This is a genomic window from Methylocapsa aurea (assembly GCF_000746085.1).
GTDB lineage: Bacteria > Pseudomonadota > Alphaproteobacteria > Rhizobiales > Beijerinckiaceae > Methylocapsa > Methylocapsa aurea.
Map to the genome: position 1 here is coordinate 94,986 of NZ_JQKO01000013.1, position 20,720 is coordinate 115,705.

Annotated in this window: 15 protein-coding genes; 2 read left to right on the plus strand and 13 right to left on the minus strand. The window is 60.2% G+C overall.

Features of this window, described 5'->3' with window-relative positions; all coding sequences use genetic code 11:
- Window positions 1–727 precede the first annotated feature (727 nt).
- The 6 genes from DL86_RS10605 to DL86_RS10630 form a co-directional block, all read right to left on the minus strand.
- A complete protein-coding gene (locus DL86_RS10605) occupies window positions 728–2,470 on the minus strand; it encodes a di-heme-cytochrome C peroxidase (protein ID WP_036261043.1) in 1,743 nt (580 codons plus the stop codon).
- Window positions 2,471–3,192: 722 nt separating this feature from the next.
- A complete protein-coding gene (locus tag DL86_RS10610) occupies window positions 3,193–5,313 on the minus strand; it encodes a CHASE2 domain-containing protein (RefSeq protein WP_051953176.1) in 2,121 nt (706 codons plus the stop codon).
- A 421-nt stretch (window positions 5,314–5,734) separates the two neighbouring features.
- On the minus strand, window positions 5,735–6,379 hold the full coding sequence (locus DL86_RS10615) for a FecR family protein (RefSeq protein ID WP_156964582.1): 645 nt from the start codon (window positions 6,377–6,379) through the stop codon (window positions 5,735–5,737).
- A 93-nt stretch (window positions 6,380–6,472) separates the two neighbouring features.
- Window positions 6,473–8,335: a glutaminase A gene (gene glsA, locus DL86_RS10620; protein ID WP_036261045.1), complete on the minus strand. Its 1,863-nt coding sequence runs from the start codon at window positions 8,333–8,335 to the stop codon at window positions 6,473–6,475.
- Window positions 8,336–8,711: 376 nt separating this feature from the next.
- Window positions 8,712–10,736 (minus strand): TonB-dependent receptor, encoded by a 2,025-nt coding sequence (locus tag DL86_RS10625; RefSeq protein WP_084572850.1) that lies wholly within the window; start codon window positions 10,734–10,736, stop codon window positions 8,712–8,714.
- A 380-nt stretch (window positions 10,737–11,116) separates the two neighbouring features.
- The gene (locus tag DL86_RS10630) at window positions 11,117–11,545 is read right to left on the minus strand and encodes a VOC family protein (RefSeq protein WP_036261048.1); all 429 of its coding nucleotides are present in this window, start codon (window positions 11,543–11,545) and stop codon (window positions 11,117–11,119) included.
- A 541-nt stretch (window positions 11,546–12,086) separates the two neighbouring features.
- Between DL86_RS10630 and pqqC the strand changes: the two genes are divergently transcribed.
- Entirely contained in the window at window positions 12,087–12,860 is a 774-nt protein-coding gene (pqqC, locus tag DL86_RS10640; RefSeq protein ID WP_036261199.1) for a pyrroloquinoline-quinone synthase PqqC, read from the plus strand.
- A gap of 223 nt (window positions 12,861–13,083) precedes the next feature.
- Here the strand turns inward: pqqC and DL86_RS10645 are convergent, their stop codons facing one another.
- The 7 genes from DL86_RS10645 to DL86_RS10670 form a co-directional block, all read right to left on the minus strand.
- Entirely contained in the window at window positions 13,084–14,022 is a 939-nt protein-coding gene (locus DL86_RS10645; protein WP_036261053.1) for a class I fructose-bisphosphate aldolase, read from the minus strand.
- Between the two features lie 132 nt (window positions 14,023–14,154).
- Complete coding sequence (locus DL86_RS10650; RefSeq protein WP_036261055.1) at window positions 14,155–15,105, minus strand: 1-phosphofructokinase family hexose kinase; 951 nt, start codon at window positions 15,103–15,105, stop codon at window positions 14,155–14,157.
- A 310-nt stretch (window positions 15,106–15,415) separates the two neighbouring features.
- The gene (gene lon, locus DL86_RS10655) at window positions 15,416–17,794 is read right to left on the minus strand and encodes an endopeptidase La (protein ID WP_036261057.1); all 2,379 of its coding nucleotides are present in this window, start codon (window positions 17,792–17,794) and stop codon (window positions 15,416–15,418) included.
- Window positions 17,787–18,206 carry an Hsp20/alpha crystallin family protein gene (locus DL86_RS10660; RefSeq protein ID WP_036261060.1) on the minus strand — a complete coding sequence of 140 codons (420 nt, stop codon included), beginning with the start codon at window positions 18,204–18,206 and terminating at the stop codon, window positions 17,787–17,789. Before DL86_RS10660 ends, lon begins: the two co-directional genes overlap by 8 nt.
- 140 nt (window positions 18,207–18,346) lie before the next feature.
- Window positions 18,347–18,955 carry a hypothetical protein gene (locus tag DL86_RS10665; protein WP_036261062.1) on the minus strand — a complete coding sequence of 203 codons (609 nt, stop codon included), beginning with the start codon at window positions 18,953–18,955 and terminating at the stop codon, window positions 18,347–18,349.
- A gap of 58 nt (window positions 18,956–19,013) precedes the next feature.
- Window positions 19,014–19,136 carry a hypothetical protein gene (locus DL86_RS20705; RefSeq protein WP_280948993.1) on the minus strand — a complete coding sequence of 41 codons (123 nt, stop codon included), beginning with the start codon at window positions 19,134–19,136 and terminating at the stop codon, window positions 19,014–19,016.
- Window positions 19,137–19,263: 127 nt separating this feature from the next.
- Window positions 19,264–19,803 carry an Hsp20/alpha crystallin family protein gene (locus DL86_RS10670; RefSeq protein WP_036261064.1) on the minus strand — a complete coding sequence of 180 codons (540 nt, stop codon included), beginning with the start codon at window positions 19,801–19,803 and terminating at the stop codon, window positions 19,264–19,266.
- Between the two features lie 694 nt (window positions 19,804–20,497).
- On the opposite strand from DL86_RS10670, the gene DL86_RS19255 reads away from it, so the two are divergent.
- Window positions 20,498–20,656, plus strand: a complete 159-nt coding sequence (locus DL86_RS19255) for a KGG domain-containing protein (protein WP_084572841.1) — start codon at window positions 20,498–20,500, stop codon at window positions 20,654–20,656.
- Window positions 20,657–20,720 lie beyond the last annotated feature (64 nt).

Consider the following 20,720-nt stretch of genomic DNA (forward strand, 5'->3'; position numbering starts at 1 on the left):
ATATAGAAATGCATATGATATAATAGTTACAACTATAATAATGATTTATATATGGCAGACGCATGAATAACATTTATTATATAAACAATAAATTGGCGGCGTCACAAATGCGACAAAAGCAACAAGAACATTGTAATGAGGTACTTGCTAATATAAGTATTATATTTGCAAGATATATAATATTTTTGTCATACTTTTATTTGTATTTTATTTATGTATTTGCTGTATAATAACGGGCTGTATAGAGTATTAAGGTCCACCGTCATTCGCCGTCCTGGTAAATTATTGTCATTTATGTATTTAATTCAAGGCCTGCCGCAATTGGGTTTGCCGCGAGGCTCACGCTGAATGTGGCGTGGGCGCGGATCGAGGCCGCCGAAGATAGCGGCGAACGTTACGGTCCAATTGTTGACCAGATAGGCCTTCGCCGGATCGATCATTTCTGAGAAAAAAATGCAGGCCGGTCTCGCCGGCAGATTGTTCGGGCGACCGCCCAGCCGCGCTTGCTCCAAGCGCGCGCGGCGCGGCTGTAGGGCGCACGCGCCTACATTCTGCGTGTTGACTGGAACGTTCGACTGAATTGACCGGGTCGCGCCGCCCTATAGACCGCCGAACCGATCTGCCTAAAACCGCATCGAGGGCGCTTCGATGCACAGTTTAATCGCTCAAAGTCGGGACCGCCGGCCCTTGTAAGGCGACAGCGGTCCCATATGCGCAAGACTGGGCCTTATAGCGTCTTCAGATATTCCAGCAGCGCTTTCTTTTCCTCGGGACGCAGCTGTGTGCCGAATTCGTGGCCGCAACGACTGTCGCCGGAGTTTCGGTCGGAGCAATCGGTCGTTTGCAAGGAATAACCAAATTTGGTCTGTTCGGTCGCGAGCCCGACATGCTCCTTGTCATAGGCCGGCCCGACGTTGAAAGCGCCGACGCGCTGCGCCGCCGGTTTGAGCAGTTCGTCCAGGGTCGGAACGGAGCCATTGTGCAGGTAGGGAGCAGCAGCCCATATCCCTTCCAACACTCGGGCTTCGAAAACATGCTGCACGGGCTGGGCGGCGCTTGGACTCGGGAGCTTCGACCGATTAAATGCGCCCTTCAAGTCCTGCATGGCCGGCGGTAGTTGGAAAAGCTGGAGCGCCTCCTTCCCATCCTGCGCCAGGGCCTGCGGAACGTAATTCTGCAAGATGGAGCCCATAACCGACGTCTGAAGCACATTGAATGCGCTGTCGGTCTCCTTCAGGGGCTGCGTGATGAAAGGAATTTTGGCGCCTTCCAGAACGCCCGTTTGCGCGGTCCAAGCCAGGATGTCGTATTCTTTGGTATCAGTGCCGACGTCTTGCAGCGGCGTCGCCCAGGTTTGAACATCGCGGAAGCGGACCTCGCCCGGCCGAATCCCGTGGCAATCGCCGCACCCGCCCTGCGCGGTTGTCCAATTGTAGATTTGCTTGCCCCGTTCGGCCAATGCCGCGTCGACTGGCCACGGCCATTTCGGCGGGCCGATTTGCGTGACCAAATGTTCTAGCTTGCCAAGTCCATCGAAGTTGGCGGAATTATTGTTGAGATAGTTGACGCCAAGGAGATGCCACCGATCTTTTTTCGGCTCAAACACCCCGAACACGCCGTAAAGTTCGCCAAGATTACGCGCCAGACCCAGCATGTCATTGCCATTGTCGGCAAAGCCCGGCCACTGCGTCTTGTCCTGTATTGGCGCATTCCAGAGAAATGGATAACGGACCGGAGCATTCGCCTGCTTGATGTTCTCGGGGATCAAATAGCTCGGCGGGGGCCCGAGATCGAGGCCCGTCAATCGGTTAAAGATCATGCCCACAGCATCGAGCCTGCCAGGACCCCAGGGCGATTTTGGCAGACTGCGCGTTATCAGCGTGTGATAGCGCAAATACCAAGCCTGCAGGTTATCGCGGAGCGCCTCCGCGTCGGCTGGCTTTGGAGCCGCGACGCCGAGCGCTTCGCGCGCGAAGGCTTGGAATATCGCATGATCCCCAAGGACTCTTCCGACCGCCGCATCGATGTCCGCCAGCAAACTCTGGAAATCGACGATCGCGGGGCCGCCATCGATCCTGTACTCTTTTCCATCCACCGAAATTTGTCGCGTGTGACAGGCGGAGCAGGTCATGCCGACCAACTGGCTGCCTTGCGGCCCGGAGGTGGAAAATCCGACGGGTAGGCCATCGCCCCCGGCAGGGTTCCGCAAATAGCCGTAGCGGCCGAGACCATCGGCCAAGAACGAAGAACCGTCGGATTGTTTGAGGGCTCTAAGCCATGCAAGCGGCATGATCCGCGAGCCCTGATCTTGAGTGTAAAAATCAGCGCGCGTTGCTGGCGTCCAGTTGGGCCCTTGATCGAGGAAAATGGGATCGGAATCCGCTGCTCGGATTGAAACAGACGATGTGACGGCTACAGCGCAGAGCGCGACGCCGCTTAAGCCGCCCTTTGCCCAAGAATATGCTTTCATGCCATTAGCCCTCCCGAAACAATGGCTTAACCCTAGAGCATGTTCTTTATGAATGATGATCGGCTTTTTACGAGTCCGACATGCTCCAACATTTTAGATCTCGCTAATTCTCTCACCGACTCTGAAGCGCTTTAGCGCGTCGCCTGAGGACCTGCGCTCCGAACAAAACCAGCAAATTGCACAATTAATGGGTCTCATCAATCATCAAGGGCCTGCCTGATTCAGTTGAAACCTCTCAGCGCGATCTTCGCCTCGCCGAGGTTATCCGATCATGTGGCGAGGTCAATGATCGCTGACGGCAGGCCTTTCGGCAAGGCTGCCAGGTTCTGGTCCTAATAGAGAGGCTGCGCCGGATCGCCGATACGACGAACGGAAGCTTGGGAGGGAGGACAGCTCCAATCCATTGGCGCAACGCCGGCGCAACCTCTCCTTTCCATAAAACGCGCAGCGCCGGATAAATCCGCCATACAAAAATTAATAATAGGCAATATTTCGTAGTCGATGGCCGCGCGGCGCGCCGCCTCGGCGCAACGCCTACGCTGTCAATGCAACAGGGGCAACCGAACCGCCGCAATCAACCGCAGGGTGTCGGCGAAGACGGCCTCGGACATTCGGCGGCTGAACATAAGAGGCTCTGATTCGTCTGGCTTTCGCTGTTATGCGGCTCGCTGACGGCCGCAGGCCGTGATTGGCGATTGTCTGTCTGTAGCCCCCACATTGGATCAAGGCTGCCCAGCTCTGTCTTGAAGCCTCTTGGACATGGCTTTGACGACGACATCCTCGCGCCGTTCCGCGGCGAGCTTTTCGAACAACTCGGCGGCGCGTCGCGGATCCACGGCAGCTACTGCAAATGCGGCGAGATACTGCTCCCGCCATTTGACCGTGGCGCCGGTCGGCCAAGGCTCGAAGACCGATAGAGCCTCGTCGCGGCCTCGAACGAAAATAGCGCCCAGCGGCCGGAGGATGGCGGAGTCGCAGCGCGCCGCCGTCGCCGGCCCGACGCAAATCGCTGAGCCCAGCTCTTTGTTCGCGGCCTCGAAGCGGGCGGCGGCATTCACGGCGTCGCCATAGGCTGTGTAATCGAGCTTGGAGCGCAATCCAACGTCGCCGACAATGGCTTGTCCGGTTTCGATCCCGATCCGCGTGCGGCCAAAGCCGATCGCCAGGGGACGCGGCATGGCGCGGTAGGATTCGGTCCATGCATTTATCGCGATGGCGCATTCAACGGCCATTTGCGGATGGCCGGCGAGATCGAGCGGCGCATTGAAGAGCGCGTGGGTCGCATCGCCGACAATCTTGTCGACCATCCCGCCGTGATCGACGACGATCGTGGCGATCCCCTCGAAATATGCGTCCAACACGCTGACCAGCTCTTCCGGATCGGCGCGATGCGTCATGGCCGTGAAGCCTTCCGCGTCGGTAAAGAGCGCGGTCACCTCCCGGCGTTCGCCGCTGAGCTTCAACAGTCCTGGCTCCCGGACGATGCGCCTGACGACCTCGGGCGCGAGATGTTGCTCGAAGCGGCGGCGCACCAGCATTTCCCGGCGATGCGCCGCCGCGAAAGAGGCCACCGACACCCCAAGAAAGACAATCGCCGTGACAAGCGTTGGGGATAGCGGATCGATGAGCCGGTCCGCGAAATGCAAACCGGCAATCGCGGCGATCCACGTGAGAGCCAAAATGCCCACGACGGAGAGTGCGCCAAGAAGGGGCGGCAAAGCGGCGCCGGCCGCGGCCGCTAGAATGCCAAACCCACAGAGAAGGAGGTCTTGACCTAGAGTTGCGGCGATAAGCGGGCGCGGAAACCGTCCCGAGAGCATCTGCTCGATCGCGTCGGCCTGTATCTGCGCCGAAGGCGTCAGCGGATCGCTCGCCGTGGCGCGCAATCCTCCAAGCTCAGGAGCCGATCCGCCGATCAACACCAGCGCCCCGGCAAGTCGAAAGGCGTCGACATTGCCGCGAACGATGTCCAGCGCGGATATGGTTCGCGCGGCGCGCCGGTTCAGCTCCGTGGGCAGAAGCCGGAGCAATCCATCGCGCGGGAAGTGAATCTTGAGATCGCCGGTTGCGAGTATGGAGGGATCCGCCTGTAAAAAATAGGTCGAGGCGCTATAGGCAAGCCGGACGGCTTCAAGGGCGAGGCCGGGAGCGATATTCGAATCGACGGTGACGAGATAGGGAACATGACGGACAACCCCATCGACATTGGCCGGAAGGGACAGCGCGCCGATCCCGCTTGCCGTTTCCATTAACAGGGGCAACGGTCCGACCGCCCCTGGAGCGCTCCAGAGCCCCTCCAGCGGGGGCGCTCCGCGCATGATCACCGGCGGCAGGAACAGCGCGCTCGCCCCTTGTGGATCGAGCACGAATCCAAGAACCAACGGAACGCGTCTGCCCGCCTCCGCAAGTCGCTTGTCGCCATCGGGCAATTCCTCGGCCAGCTTCAACAGGTCGGCGCGGCTGCTCATCGCGCCAACTTGGCGGGCGAGCGCGGCGGGCGACCGCGAATCGGCCTCGGCAAAGAGGATGTCCAAAGCGACAACAGCCGGTTTGGCGGCGGCGACCGCCTCCAAAAGACTGGCCGTCGTCGCGCGCGGCCAAGGCCAGGGTCCCAGCGCCTCGAGCGAACGCCGGTCGATGTCGACTACAATGACGCTTGGCTCGCCTTGGCGCTGGCTTTGCGGCGCCAGCCATTGATCCGCGGCGAGGGCGAGATCGTAGCCATTTTCGCGAAAGAGCTCGCGCCAAGCCATAGGCGACAACAAAATGGCCGCCAGAAGGGCGGCGACCGCTATGGCGCCAACCGCGATCGCAAACCGATGCATCCCAAACCGGTCGAGCATTGCTGCGCTTCGTTAGAGCATGACCCGAAATGAGAGCATTTTCGCGCGAAGTGGATACCGGTTCGCGTTAAGAAAATGCAACAAAACAAAGACCTAGAGCTGCTTTCTGATTCCGCCGAAACTGAAAGCGCTCTAGAGCCGGATGACTTTGGACAGAATCGCAACGCGATCTCGTCCAAAGTCTGAATCCGCCTCTCATCAAAGAGTTAGAGCATGATGTCGTCCGAAAACCGGTGTCCACTTTTCGGCATCATGCTCTAGTGCGGAGTTAAGTGAACCAAACCGTAGCCAAGGGCGCAACAAGCCGTGAAAATCCAGCCGCGGTCAAATGCGGGGCACTCTCCGCGTCAATCCGATCCCGTTGCGATTTCCGCTATGACCATGACGAGGCGGCAGGAGCTCTGCTGCGCCGTTCAGCGCCTTACGCGACGCTGTCCAGCGCGGCTTGGACCCGCGCCGGCTTCCAAATAGCGGCCGGGGTCGGCGCCGATCCCGGCTGCGCGATATTGGTCCCTTGGCCGGCGCGCAGCGACACCCGGCTTCCCGCCGCCGAGACGACGACGGCGCCATATTGGACGAACACGCCGAAAACGCCCGCGCTTGGCCCCGCGAAAAAGCGCGTTCCGCGCACCGCGATCAGACCGAACGAGCTTCGAATTTGCATCCGGGCGGGCGCGGCTCCCGCCGGACGGTCGTAAAGAATCGGCCCCGATTCCAGCGTAATTTCGCCCCCGGCGTTCGCCAGGAACCGATCTATGGTGAGCCGCGCCTTCTGGCCGACGAGGACCGTCGTGTCTTTGCCGAGGCGCAATCTCAGGCGCGCATCAACGCCGGTTTCGATCATTTCATTGATGAACACGGGCGCCGCGCGGTCAAGCAATCGGCGCTCCAAACGCCCTTGCGCAAAGGCCTCTCCCTTCACGTCCTCGACCAAGCCAATCCTCTCGGCTGTCTGCGCCTGGGACACATCAGGGATCAGCATCGCAGCGCCAGCCGCGGCGAGGCGAACCAGCGCGCGACGATCCAGCTCATTCATGTGCATGTTGTCTGCGGCAGGATCGTTCACCAATGCCTCCTGTTCTTAACTCAGCGCGATGTCGGAGTTATGCGTTGAATGGATCTCAACGCGAGGATTGAGATGATCGAACAAGCTCCGGTGTCACGATTCAAGAGAGTTTATCGTGACATTGGCCCGGCGCAACCGCTCCGCCTGTTCACGAATAATATTCGCGTAGATCTTGGCGACAATTGCCGGATGGGCGGCTTCCAGTCGCGCGAAGGCGTCCTTGGCAATCACGACGCAGGCGGTGCGGGTCTCCGCGGCGACGTCGGCGGAGCGCCTTCCATCCTCGAACAAGGCCATTTCGCCGAAAGTGAGGCCCAGACCGATCGAAGACAGGCGAAACAGGCGCGCATCCTGACCGCCGCGGCTCGACACGCGCACGCCCCCCGCGATGATGATAAAGAAGCGGTCGGCTGGGTCTCCGGCCCGGACAATCGTCGCTCCGGCTTCGAACTCGACGATTTTGGGCGCGGCGCAAACCACGAAATTCGTCCAATCCTGTTCGTCAAACCCACGGCACAAATCGAAACGCCGCATGCTGTCGATCGAGACCTCGGGTTGGGCGGGGCCCTCGACAAGCGCAAGATCCTCAAAATATTCGAGAGCATGGTCGATATCGGCGAAAATATGCGCCTTCGCCGCGACAAGCGCGGCGGAAAGGTCGATCAAGCCGCCGATCGGCGGCACGAAGCTCCAGACCAGCATTCGCCCGGCATCCGACCAGATCCGTTGAAGACCGACAAGGAATCCCGCCGACGCCATGTCGCAGGAAGTGACGTGGCGCAGGTCCAAAATCACGCGCGACGTGCTTGCGGCAAGCGCGCCGAGATGGAAGCCGACCCGCTCCACAGTGGCGAAATGCAGGGCTCCCTGCAATTCGACGATGCGCACCGGCGCGGCGGCGGCATCGAGAAGGGTTCGATCCTCGCGCTTGCGCACCCGGTTCGAACGAACCGTCAACCCGCAGAGTTCGCGCCGTATCACCGAGCCAACCTCTGTGCGGCTGCAGAACGAATGAAGAGACAGCATCTCCGATATTCTCTTGCAGGCCTTGACGCCCCGCACCGTATTGCCAAATCGATCGAGCGGCGGCGAATAGAAAGCGATGGCGAATTCCCCCGGCACGACCGCCACGAGCCCGCCGGCGACGCCGCTCTTCGCCGGCAGCCCCACATCGAAGGACCATTGCCCGGCATAATCATACATGCCGCAACCATACATCACCGACAGGACGTCTTGCACGCAGCCCGTCGGCAGGACCCGCTCCCCGCTCAAAGGATTGACGCCGTCATTGGCGAGGGTCGCGCCCATGACCGCCAGATCCCGGCAGGTCACCAGGACGGAACATTGCTTGAAATAAATATCGAGCGCGTCATCGGGCGAAGCATCGATCATCCCGGAATTGAGCATCAAATAGGCGATCGCGCGGTTGCGGTGCCCCGTCGCCGATTCCGATTCGAACACCGCGCGATCGATCGCGAGGTCGCGGCCGGCGAATGCGCCAAGCGCGGCGAGCATGGCCTTCTCCCGCGCGGTGCGATCAGCCCCCTCGACAAGACTGGAAACAACGATCGCTCCGGCGTTGACCATCGGATTGAAGGGCCGGTTTGTGATTTCGTCCAGGACGATGGAATTGAAGGCGTCGCCAGTCGGCTCGACGCCGACCTTGGCGAGGACAGCATCGCGTCCGAGCCGCTTCAAGGCCTCGCCATACATGAACGCTTTTGACGCCGACTGAATTGTAAAGGGGACGTCCCAGTCGCCAACGGCATGGACGCGGCCATCAGCAGTCGCGATGGCGATGCCGAAATGATCGGGGTCGGCGTTCGACAATTCTGGAATGTAGGTCGCGACATTCCCGTCGCGATCAGGCAAGAATTCGGCGTGAAGAGCTTTGAGAAAGGAGGCGACGGAACCTTCAAAAATCGCGGAAGCTACGGCCGATGAAGACAGCGCCATGATTTGTCTCGAACCAAAGTTCTCGCATCGACTTAGAGCGTTTTCCGATCGAATGGAGTCATTCGATCGATCAGAAATCGCTCCAGTGTCTAAAGTGTCTGAGCATATTCTCGTCGAACGGATTGAACCAATCTGTTCGGAAAATGCTCTAGACGATCCATGCCTTGCCGTCGAGGAGCGCCCATGCTGGAGTATGGAGTCAGCCGATGTCATATCAAGGTAAAATAATATGCGTGGAATGCTGACAAATCAGGCATGATGTGAATCGACGCCGACGCCCCGTTGATCAGGCGGCGCGTTGAAGCCAAATCCCCGCCGGCGCCGTCTCATGCACGCCGCGATGGCGCGCCAAGACCGATTGCCGCTTCCCCAGACTTTAAAATTGGCCGGCGATGGTCAGACGGACCGCCAATGGCTCGGCCGGATGGAGGACGCGGTCCATTACGCCATTCGCGCAGACGGCGCTCGGCGCGGTCGGTGCGCCCGACGCCGGGAAACAGGCGTTAAACAGCGAATCCGATTTCAGGAAAGATCCATAGGCGAAGCTGATCTGATCCGAGCGGCTGTCGGTCAGGTTAAAGCCGTCGAGCCGAATCTGCCAGCCATTGTCGAAACGATAGCCAACATTCGCATTGAGGACGCCCAGGGCGGGCGAACGGAAAGCGTTGTCCTCGGTGAGCGGCCTCGCGCCGAAATAGCGATAACGGAGGCCGCCAAACCAGCCGGTTTGCTCGCCGACCGTAAAGCCCGCCGATGCGATGAGCGCCGGCGCGCCAGGAATGAAATTGCCTGGCGCGTTGCCGATCTGCGCCGCGGGGTATCCGTCGAGAGCGGCGAAGACTTCCGCCTGGTCCGTATCGTAGCCACGAAAGCGTGAGTAGGTATAGGCGACGTTGGCTTCGAGATCGAGCCAGGAGAACGGCCGATAGTCATGCGTCGCCTCGACGCCAATGCGCCGGCTGGGCCGGCTCGGGACCGTCGTTCCCACATCGCCCGCAAACAGGATTTCGGAGGCGGAATCGAGAATAAACAGGCTGACCGAACTGTTCATGCCCTGGATCGCTTTTGTGCGAAAGCCGATTTCCGCGCCCTCGGTGCGCACCAGAAAGGGCGAGGCCGGGAGCTTCTCGGCCGGATTGGTCGGCGCCTCGGTAATCGTGACGCCGCGCGCGTCATTGCTGTGAAATCCGGTTCCGAGATTAAGAAAAAATTCCGTCTTCTCGAAAGGGCCGAAAATGAAACTGGTCTTCGGGCTAGCGACGAAGGCCGTGGGCGCGCCGGAATTATTGGGATTGCCTATGGCATCGACGGAAGCGGAATAGAGATCGCCGCGCCAGCCGAAATTGGTCTTGAACCAATCGTTCCAGAAAAGCGTCGTCTCGGCATAGACGCCGACGCTCCCCTCCCACACCTTGTCGTTGCGGACCGTCGAGAGAAATTGGCGGCGCACGGTATTGGTCAGGCCAAGATCGACCACGTCAAGCCGCGTTTGTATGCCGAACTCGGTTTCCGATGGAATTCCGCCGAATTCGCTTCTGATCCGATGCGACGCGTTGACGCCAGTGACGACGCGATCGTCGTGCTGGCGCGTCTGGTCGCCATACACCGGATCATTGAGGAAATATGTGAAATTGCCCCAAAGATCGAGCGAAGTCTTGATCGCGAAAAAGTCGACTTTGGTGGCGCCGCCGGCCTCTGTCCGCGCCCAGCGGCCCGACAAGGAAAACCGCGAAGCGACGCCGCCGTCGGAAGGATCGAGCGTGCCGAAGAGGCCGATCTCACCCGAACTGACCGCCCGCAGAGGCACCTGGTCGGTTGCCGTCCATCGGTTCGCATAGGCCATCCCGGTCACGGAAAAGCCGTTCTGCGGCGCGCCCTGGCTATAGCGGACAAGCCCGTTCAGTTTGAACGCCGCATCGGGTTGAACCCAGGGGCCGTCATATCGTCCGACCTCGCCGGCGACAAGCAGCTCGCCCTCCCCGACTTTGGTATGGCCAATGCCCAGGTAGCGCAAATAGTTGAAGCTGCCGAGGGTCGCCTTCGCCAATTGTCCGTCGAAACTATCGAGCAAATTGATATGAATGGCTCCGACCGATGAAAAATCGCCTTCGTCGGCGAAATAGGGGCCTTTCTTCACATCGATCGATTTGATCAATTCGGGAATGAGGAAATTGAGATCCGCATATCCCTGCCCATGGGCATGCGTTCGCATATTGATCGGCATGCCATCGACGAAAATGGCGAGATCGGTCCCGTGATCGAGGTTGAAGCCGCGCAGGAAATAGAGATTGGCGTGACCCTCCCCGCTGTGCTGGGTGACGATCAGCCCGGGCACGATCTCGAGCGCGTCGGCCGGCCGCGCAAAAATCTGCGCATTGACCTGGGCGCCTGTGAAACTCATCTCGCTTGCCGCGAAGCTGGGCTCCCTTGCCGCAGGATCGGGCGCGACGGTTGCCTCGCCCTTCCCATTCCCCTGCCCCGATGCGACATCGACCTCAGGAAGCGCAACCGGTTCGGAGGCTGCGTCCTGCGCGAAGGCGTCGAGCGTCGTCGCAAACAGCAGCGCAAGGCCGAGACCTACGCGACTTGCGCTCGGCGCTTGCTTCCCCGCCACGGATGGCCCTCCTCCAGCGCAGGGGTTGAAATCCACGCAGTCTTCGGGATCTTGCGCATGCAGACAACATGCCGTCAACGCGCGGCGCGCCGTTTCTCCAAAAGTTATGCGATGGCGTGTCCATCCGAACACAAGTGTCGGATTCGGAAAGCGCCATAGCGCAACATCTATTTCGCAAAGAGCGTCGACATGTCGGCAAAGGCCTTGAATTCAAGCGCATTGCCCGCCGGATCCAGCAAGAACATGGTTGCCTGCTCGCCGGCCTGTCCCTTGAAGCGGATGTAGGGCTCGATGATAAATTTCACGCCAGCCGCCTTGAGGCGCGCCGCCAAAGCCTCCCACTGACCCATCTCCAGGACGACGCCAAAATGCGGCACCGGCACATCGAAGCCGTCGACAGGGTTTCGATGCAGATCGACCGCAACCGGAGAAGGAGGCTTGTAATGAGCGACGATCTGATGGCCAAACAGATTGAAGTCGACCCAGGACTCCGCGCTGCGTCCTTCCGGGCAGCCCAAGACCGAACCATAGAAGGCCCGCGCCGCCGCGAGATCGTCAACGGGAAAGGCAATGTGGAAAGGTGTGAGATTTGTCATAAGCGCCCATCAGACGAACAACGAAAAAAATCGCTCTTGGCGCAGACTAGCGAGAAGCGCCATCCTCGTCCAAATCGAAGCGCTCTCACGCGATATAAGAGCTCTCGCAAGGCCGCCCAGTTCGTCGCCGCTCAAATGGTTACGGCCCAATTTCAAGGCTCGCGCCGAGGCCGCGAAGGCGGATCGCCTGATATCTGCATTGACCGCCCCCGCGTTGGAAGGCGGCGACAGCGATGAGCCAGACCCTGACGATTCGCGCTGGCGGAACGCCGCCAATCGATACTAAAACGATTTCTGATCGATCGAATGACTCCGCTCGATATCAAAGCTATGTAATATCAAATAGTTGAGTAATATCGGCGGCGGCTTGACTTCGCTGTTGATCTGCCTCAATCCCTCCCGCCAGCCAGCCCGCTAGATTTCGACGCCAGCGGGAATGTTTTCCGGATTTTGGATGGGGCGCGGGCTCGGATGCTGCCGGCAAATCCACAGCGCGGGCCGAAAAGCGGCCGGCCGGGAGCGTCGCTAGGATCCTATGGAGATGACGATAGTGAACGAGACAAAGCCGCCGCCTTCGATCGCATCCGATCTGCTGTCTCCCGAGGCGTTCGAGGCCGCGATTCGCGCGGTTGGGGCGGAGCGCTATCACGATAAGCATGTGTTCCATAAGCTTCTGCATGGCGGCCGGTTAAACAAGGGGCAGGTCCAGGCCTGGGCGCTCAACCGCTATTGCTATCAGGAGGCGGTGCCGCGCAAGGACGCCGCTTTCATGAGCCGGGTGCATGATCGCGATCTGCGGCGCGAATGGATCAGCCGCATCCACGACCATGATGGCCTCGGCGATGAGCCGGGCGGGATCGAACGCTGGTTCATCCTGACCGATGGCCTAGGGCTCGACCGCCAATATGTCGCCTCGCGGCGCGGCGCGTTGCCGGCGACCCGGCATATCGTCGAATCCTATGTGCGCTTCGTGCGCGAGCAGCCTCTCGTCGTCGCGGTCGCCTCCTCGCTGACCGAGCTGTTTGCGCCCTCGATCCATCGCGAGCGCATCGCCGGCATGCTGGAGAACTATGATTTCATCGGCGACGATGTCATGGCCTATTTCAAAAAGCGGCTGACGCAAGCGCCGCGCGACTCAGACTTCGCCCTCGCCTATGTGAAAGCGAACGCGAAAACGCGCGAGGAGCAGGAGGCCTGCGTCGACGCAGTGCGCTTCAAATGCGACGTGCTCTGGGCGCAACTCGATGTCCTGCACCACGCCTATGTCACGCCCGCCCTGATCCCCCCTGGCGCTTTCGCACCGGAAGCAGCTTGACATGCTGAAGGGATCGAGTTGCGTTCCGTTCCCCAGAATAAGAAGGCGCTCAAGGTCTTTGTATTGTCGCATTTTCTTAATGCGAACCGGCATCCACTTCGCTCGAAAATGCTCTAGAGCGGGATGCGAAAAAGTGGAATCCGGTTTTTCGCGTCAAATCCCGCTCTCTTCTCAACAATAGATCACGATGCTTTTGGATGTTTCCATCCAAAAGCATCGTGATCTAGAGCCGCGCGCGGTCCGGCTCCGCCGCATAAATATCCATGATCGCGCCCAGCATCCGCACTGCATCTTTTTTGGGACGCTGGAAAGAGTTGCGGCCGATGATGGAGCCAAACCCGCCGCCGGCGTGGATTGCGCGGACCTCATCGAGTAGTTTGTCTTCATCCGAAACGGTGGGGCCGCCGGAAAAAACGACGATGCGCCGTCCGGCGAAGGCGCAATCGATCACATGGCGCACCCGCTCGGCCGGGGTCGCAATCGGAATCTGCCGCTGATCGTAGACCTTACGGGCCGCCTCCTGCTCGATATAGGCGGTTGGCAACTTCACTTTGATGATATGGGCTCCAAGCTGAGCCGCAATCTGCGCGGCGTAGCCAACAACGTCAATCGCCGTTTCGCCTTGCTTGCTTAGAGCCGATCCGCGCGGATAGGACCAAATGACGACGGCGAGCCCGCATCGCTTCGCCTCCTCGGCATAGGCGCGGATCTGCCCGAACATCTCAAGCTGATGGGACGAGCCCGGATAGATCGTGAAGCCGATTGCGCAGCAGCCAAGACGGTGCGCGTCCCCCACGCTGGCGGTCAACGCCTGATCCGGATCCTTCTCGTCCAGCAAAGCGTCATTGTCGTTGCATTTCAAAATCAGCGGAATCTCGCCTGCGAAATCGCGCGCGCCCGCCTCGAGGAAACCCAAGGGAGCAGCGTAGGCATTGCAGCCCGCTTCGATCGCAAGCTCGAAATGGTAATGTGGATTGTAGGCTGGCGGGTTTGGCGCGAATGAGCGCGCCGGCCCATGCTCGAAGCCTTGGTCTACCGGCAGAATCACAAGCTTCCCGGTTCCCGCCAACCGGCCATGGTTCAATAGCCGGGCCAAATTGGTCAGCGTCCCGGCGCTATCCGCCCCATACCAACTCAAGATCTCTCTCACTCTCGGCGTCATCGCCGCTCTCCCATCGATCCCCAGAATCCCTTCGATCTTGCGATGCGCAGGAGGCGCTCCACCGCATTGTTGACGCCTCCCAAGTCCACATTTGAGCGCCGGCTCGCTTTCCTGAGCAATCTCTCCTAACGGTCAAAATTGCCTCAGGTTCGGCGGCCAAGATGTCTGGAGGAAAAGGCGCTCCGCATCCTCGCGGCGGCAGAGCTGAGTTCCCGGCCGCATCGCCGCGGCGGCGCCCGCCGCCATCCCGAAACAAACCGATTCCTCGATCGAACATCCATTCGCGAGGCTGAAGACAATCCCCGCCACCATGCTGTCGCCAGCGCCGACCGTGCTTTTCACAGTCGCCTCGATAGGATCAAAGCGGCGGAATCCATCGGCCGCCGCGAGAAGCGCCCCCGCGGCTCCAAGAGAGAGCACCACGATCTCGCACCGCGCTTCCTTGATGAGTTCGCGCGCCGCGATTTCCTGGCTCCGTTCGTCGTTGATCTCGCGCCCAACCAGCTCTTGCAGCTCTCTAAGACTTGGCTTCAGGAGGTAGACTCCGCCGTGGCTCGCCTGGCGCAGCGCCTCCCCGGATGTATCGACAATCAGACGGGCGCCGAGTCTCTTTGCCCGCTCGGCGAGGCACGCATAGAAATCAGGGGGCACGCCCGGCGGCAAGCTGCCGCTGCCGACAATATAGGCGGGCTTTGGCTCCAGCGACGAGATCTCCTCGAGACAGCGTTCCTGTTCGATCGGCGTCAAGCAAGGTCCTGGCATGACGAAGCGAAATTGCAGGCCTGTCCGCAATTCGTCGACCGCGAAGCTTTCGCGCGTCGTCCCGGCGATCGCTAACCGACGATAGGCGACCTCCTCTTCTTTCAGGAGCTGCTCCAGCTTGACTCCTGTTGGACCGCCGACGGGAAACACCGCGACCGCCTCGCCGCCAAGCAATCGCACCGCGCGCGCGACGTTGATGCCGCCACCGCCAGGATCGTAGCGCGGCGGCGTGCAACGAAGCTTTTCCCCAGGAATCAAGCGGTCGGTCGCCGCGCTGATGTCCAACGCCGGATTCATGGTCAATGTGGCGATAGCGTCCATAGAAATCCACAGCCGGCCGCTCAGTCTCGTCCCATGATTGATAGATATGGGAACGCCGGCGGCTTCGCCTTATCTAGAGCGCTTTCAGCTTCCGTGAAATCAAAAAAGCGGCCCAAGCAGATCGATTCCGATGGATGATTCCCATCCGTCGGATCAAATCGATCCACTAGAGCATTTTCGAGCTAAGTGGGCCGATTTGATCCTGACGCTCGGGAACCAAGCGTCAGGGTCGGACCACTCGACTCAGCGGCCATCTCAATGGCCCGGCGAGCGATCCTTACGACGATCCCGACCTTCGGCGAAAGTCCGTCTACACCTCGGACTCCAAGGCGGAGGACACAGCGTCGTCAACCTGTTCCAGCCAGACGAATTCCAGCTGCTTGCGCGCTTCTTCGGGAATGTCCTCGAAGTCCTTCCGATTGCGCGCGGGAAGCATGACGCGCTTGATGCCCGCCCGGTGGGCGGCGACAACTTTCTCCTTGATCCCGCCGACTGGAAGCACGAGTCCGCGCAAGCTGATCTCGCCCGTCATGGCCGTATCATTGCGCACGGTGCGCTCCGTCATCAAGGACACGAGCGCCATGAACATCGCGACACCGGCGCTCGGCCCATCTTTCGGGATCGCGCCCGCCGGCACGTGGATATGGATGTCGGTCTTTTCAAATCCACTCGGCTCGATTCCAAATGACGCGGCGCGGTTCTTGACAATGCTGAGCGCCGCCTGGGCGCTTTCCCGCATCACCTCGCCAAGTTGGCCGGTGAGGATCAATCTGCCGCTTCCGGGAGCGCGGGTCGCCTCGATGAACAGGATGTCGCCGCCCACCGGCGTCCAGGCGAGGCCGGTCGCGACGCCGGGCACGCTCGTGCGCATCGCCAACTCATTCTCGAATGGCGGCGGGCCAAGAACGCCGGCGAGACTTTCGCGCCCAATATGGATAGGTCCGCTCCCACCTTCGGCGATGCGCACTGCAGCATGCCGGAGCGTCTTGCCGATCTCGCGTTCGAGGTTTCGAACGCCGGCTTCGCGGGTGTAAAACTGAATGATGTCGCGCAGCGCCTCATCGGCGATCTCAACCTGACCGGGCTGCACCCCATTCGCAGTCATCTGTCGAGGGACAAGATAGCGTCGGGCGATCTGGAATTTTTCCTCCGCCATATAGCCGGAGAGGCTGATGATCTCCATGCGATCGCGCAATGGTCCCGGCGCCGTGTCGAGAATATTGGCGGTTGCGATGAATGCGACGCGGCTGAGGTCGAAGGGAACCCCAAGATAATTGTCGCGGAATGTGTTGTTCTGTTCGGGATCGAGCACTTCGAGCAGCGCAGCCCCCGGGTCGCCATGAACGCCGGCGCCGAGCTTGTCGATCTCGTCGAGCATCATCACGCAATTGCGCGCGCCGGCTTTGCGGACCGCCTGAATGATGTTGCCCGGCAAGGCGCCTATATAGGTCCGGCGATGGCCGCGAATCTCGGCCTCGTCGTGAACTCCGCCGAGGCTCACCCGCACGAATTTTCGGTTCATCGCCCGCGCGATCGATTGACCGAGAGAGGTCTTGCCGACGCCGGGAGGACCAACGAAGCAGAGGATCGGCGCCTTGCCCGCCGGCGCGAGCTTGCGGACGGCAAGATATTCGATGATGCGCCGCTTGATCTTGTCGAGCCCATAATGGTCCTCGTCAAGAATGCGCCGCGCCGCGGCGATGTCGATCGGCGTTTCCTCGGGCAGGCCCCAGGGCAGTTCGATCAGCCAATCAAGATAGGTCCGCGCCATGCCATATTCGGCCGCGGCTTCCGGCATCCGCTGCAGCCGGCGCAGCTCCTTGCGGGCGTGGTCCTCGACTTCCTTTGGCATATTGGCCTTGGCGATCGCCTCGCCGAGCGCCGCCATCTCCTCGGCCTTGCCGGCCTCGCCTTCGCCGAGTTCGCGCTGGATCGCCGCCATCTGCTCGCGGAGCAGAACCTCGCGTTGTCGCTCGTCGAGAGCCGCTTTGGTCTGCCGCCCGATCTGCTGCGACAGCTGCAAGACTTCGATGCGGCGGGCGAGCATTCGGGAGACCTTTTCCATCCGGGCGGAAACGTCGATGGTCTCGAGAATTTCCTGCTTTTCGTCAGGCTTCAGGTCCATATAGGCGGTCGCAAGATCCGCCAGCGCGGCCGGCGAGGAGATGGATTGAATAGCGGCCAGCAATTCCTCGGGCGCCTGCGGCAGGAGCTGCAAAGCCTCCGTGGCCTGGGCTTTCAGATGAAGGAACCGCGCCTCGATCTCTGGCGAGCTTGCCTCGGCTTCTGCGATGCGCAAGACTCGCGCGACAAGGAACGGCCAGCCTGGAAGGAACTCAACGACCTGAAATCGCTGGTCGCCCTGGCAGATAATGTGGTTCGCTCCGTCGGCTCCGGTGATGTAGCGAATGATATTGGCGACGCCGCCAAGCCGATGCATGTCGCTCGGCCCAGGATCCGCCGCCTCCGGGTCGCGCTGCATGAGGATGCCGACCTGGCGCTGATCGCGCAGGGCTTGCTGGGCGGCGGCGACCGAGCGCTCCCGGCCGATGGTGATTGGCGTCACATGTCCGGGAAATAGCACAACGTTGCGGACCGGGATGATGATGAGCGCGTCGGCGGGCAGCGGCGGCGTCCCGGCGCCCGGCGCGCCTTCGTTCGCCGCGTTAGGGGACTCAAAATCAGCCACGGAAGGCGCCCTCCTTCTGGAGCGTGATCAGGAGGCAGCCGTCGACGATGGAGCGGCGAATGCCGCTATACGCCCCGCCCGGCAGCCGCACCCGGCGCTCAAACCGGCCTTGGGGAAGCTCCAGGCGATGGATGACCGCGGTCTGCAGTTCAGCCGGAAGCGTGCGAGTGCCCACGAAGACCAATTCGGCGCCCTCGATCGCCACTTCGACGCGGTCGGCGTTGACCCCCGGCAACGCGACGAGCACGAGAACGTTCCTCGCTGTTTCCAGGACGTCAACCGGCGGCTCCCAGGCGGAAAGCGAAGAGGTTGACTGAAGCGGCCTGAAGAACGCGCGATGCAGCCGCTCCGCGCGGAAGAGCATCTCACATGCCTCCGACCACATCCAATTGCGCGCGAAGTCCCGGTTCATGGCTCTTGTCCATTGGTTCGATCTGGCGTTTGAAAATCTAACGAGAGACATTTTCGCCCCGACATGCGCCTTAAAATGGGCGGGAAAATAGGCCGGATTGAGCACGGCCGCGCCGGCGTATGTCGGCCGCAGCGTCTGCGTTAAGTCGGTCCAGCTTCAGGATCTCCGGCAAACGCATATTCTGGCCGCATGGCCGACTCGTAGGGTTCGGCCCCATCAGGCGCCGCGTGGAGCGCGTCGGCCGGTTCGCTCAAAGCGCCCGGCGAATGAGCCAAAAGCAATTGCTCCCATACCTGCCGAATGCTGCGATAGGTGGTCTCATGGATATAGATGTGACCCGCTTCATCAAATCCAAAGACCGACGCCTCCGCATTGTCTCTGATCTCGCGCAAGACTCGATTGATTACGTCAAAGCATTTGAACAGTTGATTGACATTCGCGAGCTGCGCGTGCCGCAACATTTCGCCAATGTTGAAGGAATGGAGCGGCGCTGGCGCGCCGCCGGAGGGCGCTTCGCGCGCCAGTTCGAAAAAGACGCGCATGACGAGAAGGTTTCCGGAGATTCGCTTGAGGAGCTCGGCCATTTCGTCGGCCCGGCATATGGCGAGCGCGCTTTCGTGCGCCTCCGACGGTCCGCTCGGAATATTGGCCAACAGGCCGAGAGCCCTACTGACTTCGGCTTCGATCCAGCGCCGAACTTCGGGCGGCGCCGCTTTCACCTGCTCCGCCGAAAAAGTAAAGCTGGTCATTCATTTCTCCTGTTCACGAAAGGCCCGGATGGGGCGGACGCCGAGAGCGCCCATGAAGCTATAGGGGCGGAAAAGGCAAAGGAAGGCCGGACTGATCCAGTGCGCCAACCGGAGCAACCTCGGCGCATCCTTGCTGCGTCGGCGCCACGATCAAGGCGAGCACCGCCAAAAGGACGCGCATTGCCTTGTCTCCAACCGAAATTTTTCGCCAACCAGAAATGAAATGAACAACCGCGTTGCGTCTTGAAGCGCGCAACGCCGCCACACTGTCGTCGGCCAGCCGGCGGCGCCATCATCCATGGGCGAATTCAGGAAGCCTTGACCTCGATCTTCTTCTCGGGCTTCTGCGCTTCCGGCTTCTTTGGAAGCGTCACGGTCAGCAGGCCCTTTGTGAAGCTCGCTTCGATCTTATCGGCGTCGACGCCTTCCGGCATGGCGAAGCGCCGTTCAAAGGAGCCAAAGTGGCGTTCCTGAAGATAATAATCCTTCTTCTTCTCCTCTCTCTCTTCGTGCTTCTCGCCTTTGATGATCAGGCTGCCGTTGACCACCGTCACTTCGATATTTTTCTCATCGAGCCCCGGCAGTTCCGCGGTCACTTCATAGGCGTTTGGTTTCTCGACAATGTCGACGGCGGGAGCCGCGCCCAAGATCGCCTCGCGTCGCCGGAATGGCTCGATGTCGAAACCTGCGCGGCGCAAAGGCGAACGCCAGAAGTCGCGATCGAAATCCTCAAAGAGGCGATCTACGCCCCGGCGCAAGGTCTCGAGCGGACGCCACGACTGAGGCGCCGACGCGTCCGCAGGCGGCTTTTCTTCGGTCTTTACAGACGGTTCAATTGCTTCGGCCATGTCCAAATCCTTTCACTGAACCAAAAGGCTGTCGAACAATAATGGCTATGACAGTTGTCCATGTTGATTCAAGTCAAAGCCCTCTCATAATCGAGTGCATAGAGATAGACTCCCGAACAATAGCGAGCAATGCGGACGCTGGTTAGCGTCAAGAAAAAGCCACGTGATATAACGCCAAAGCGCTTTCTCAATTCGTTGGGTCGCTTATGGGCGTCATCACCCATGCCCTGGCTGGCGCCCCATCGATCGGGACATTCGTCGCGCCGATTTTACCGCCGCTGTTCGCTTGATTAAAGCCGGAGCGTGAAAATTGGCGCTCGCCGCCAAGACCACGCTTCGGGAGCGAGAATCCGCATGTCGCGCCATCCGAACCGATCGAAATAGCTCGGACGCCCTCAAGGCGGCGGATCGGCTTTTTCGACTTTTGCAAGCTCCAACCTCCTTGACCCTCGCCGATCGCTTTCGATCGGACGGTTTCCGCTGATCAGGAAGGGCAGACGGCGGCGGGATGAGTCGCTATGCAGCCAAGAACAATGAAATAAAGCGAGCCTAGCTCTTAGCCTGTAGGCAGATGAGCATCGCTATTCTTCAAATATTGGGCAACGCTTGGAACAATGTCCCGCCGTCGCGGTTAGAGGGGTCTGCTCAAGGCGCTCATGACGAGTTGCAATGCCACTGAGACAGAGAATTCAAGATGGCTAGAGAACGCAAAACGTCGAACCGAGGCTTCGCTTCCATGGATGAAGCCAAGCAGAAAGAAATCGCGCGCAAGGGCGGCGAAAACGTGTCGGCGAGAAAGGCGGCTTACTCTGCGGCGTTCGCCCGACGCCTTGATGCTGATTTGGCGCGTTGAGCTAAGGCATGCGGAGCGCGCTAATGTCGCAATTCTTCGCAGAGCCCTTGGTCATGACCAGCTA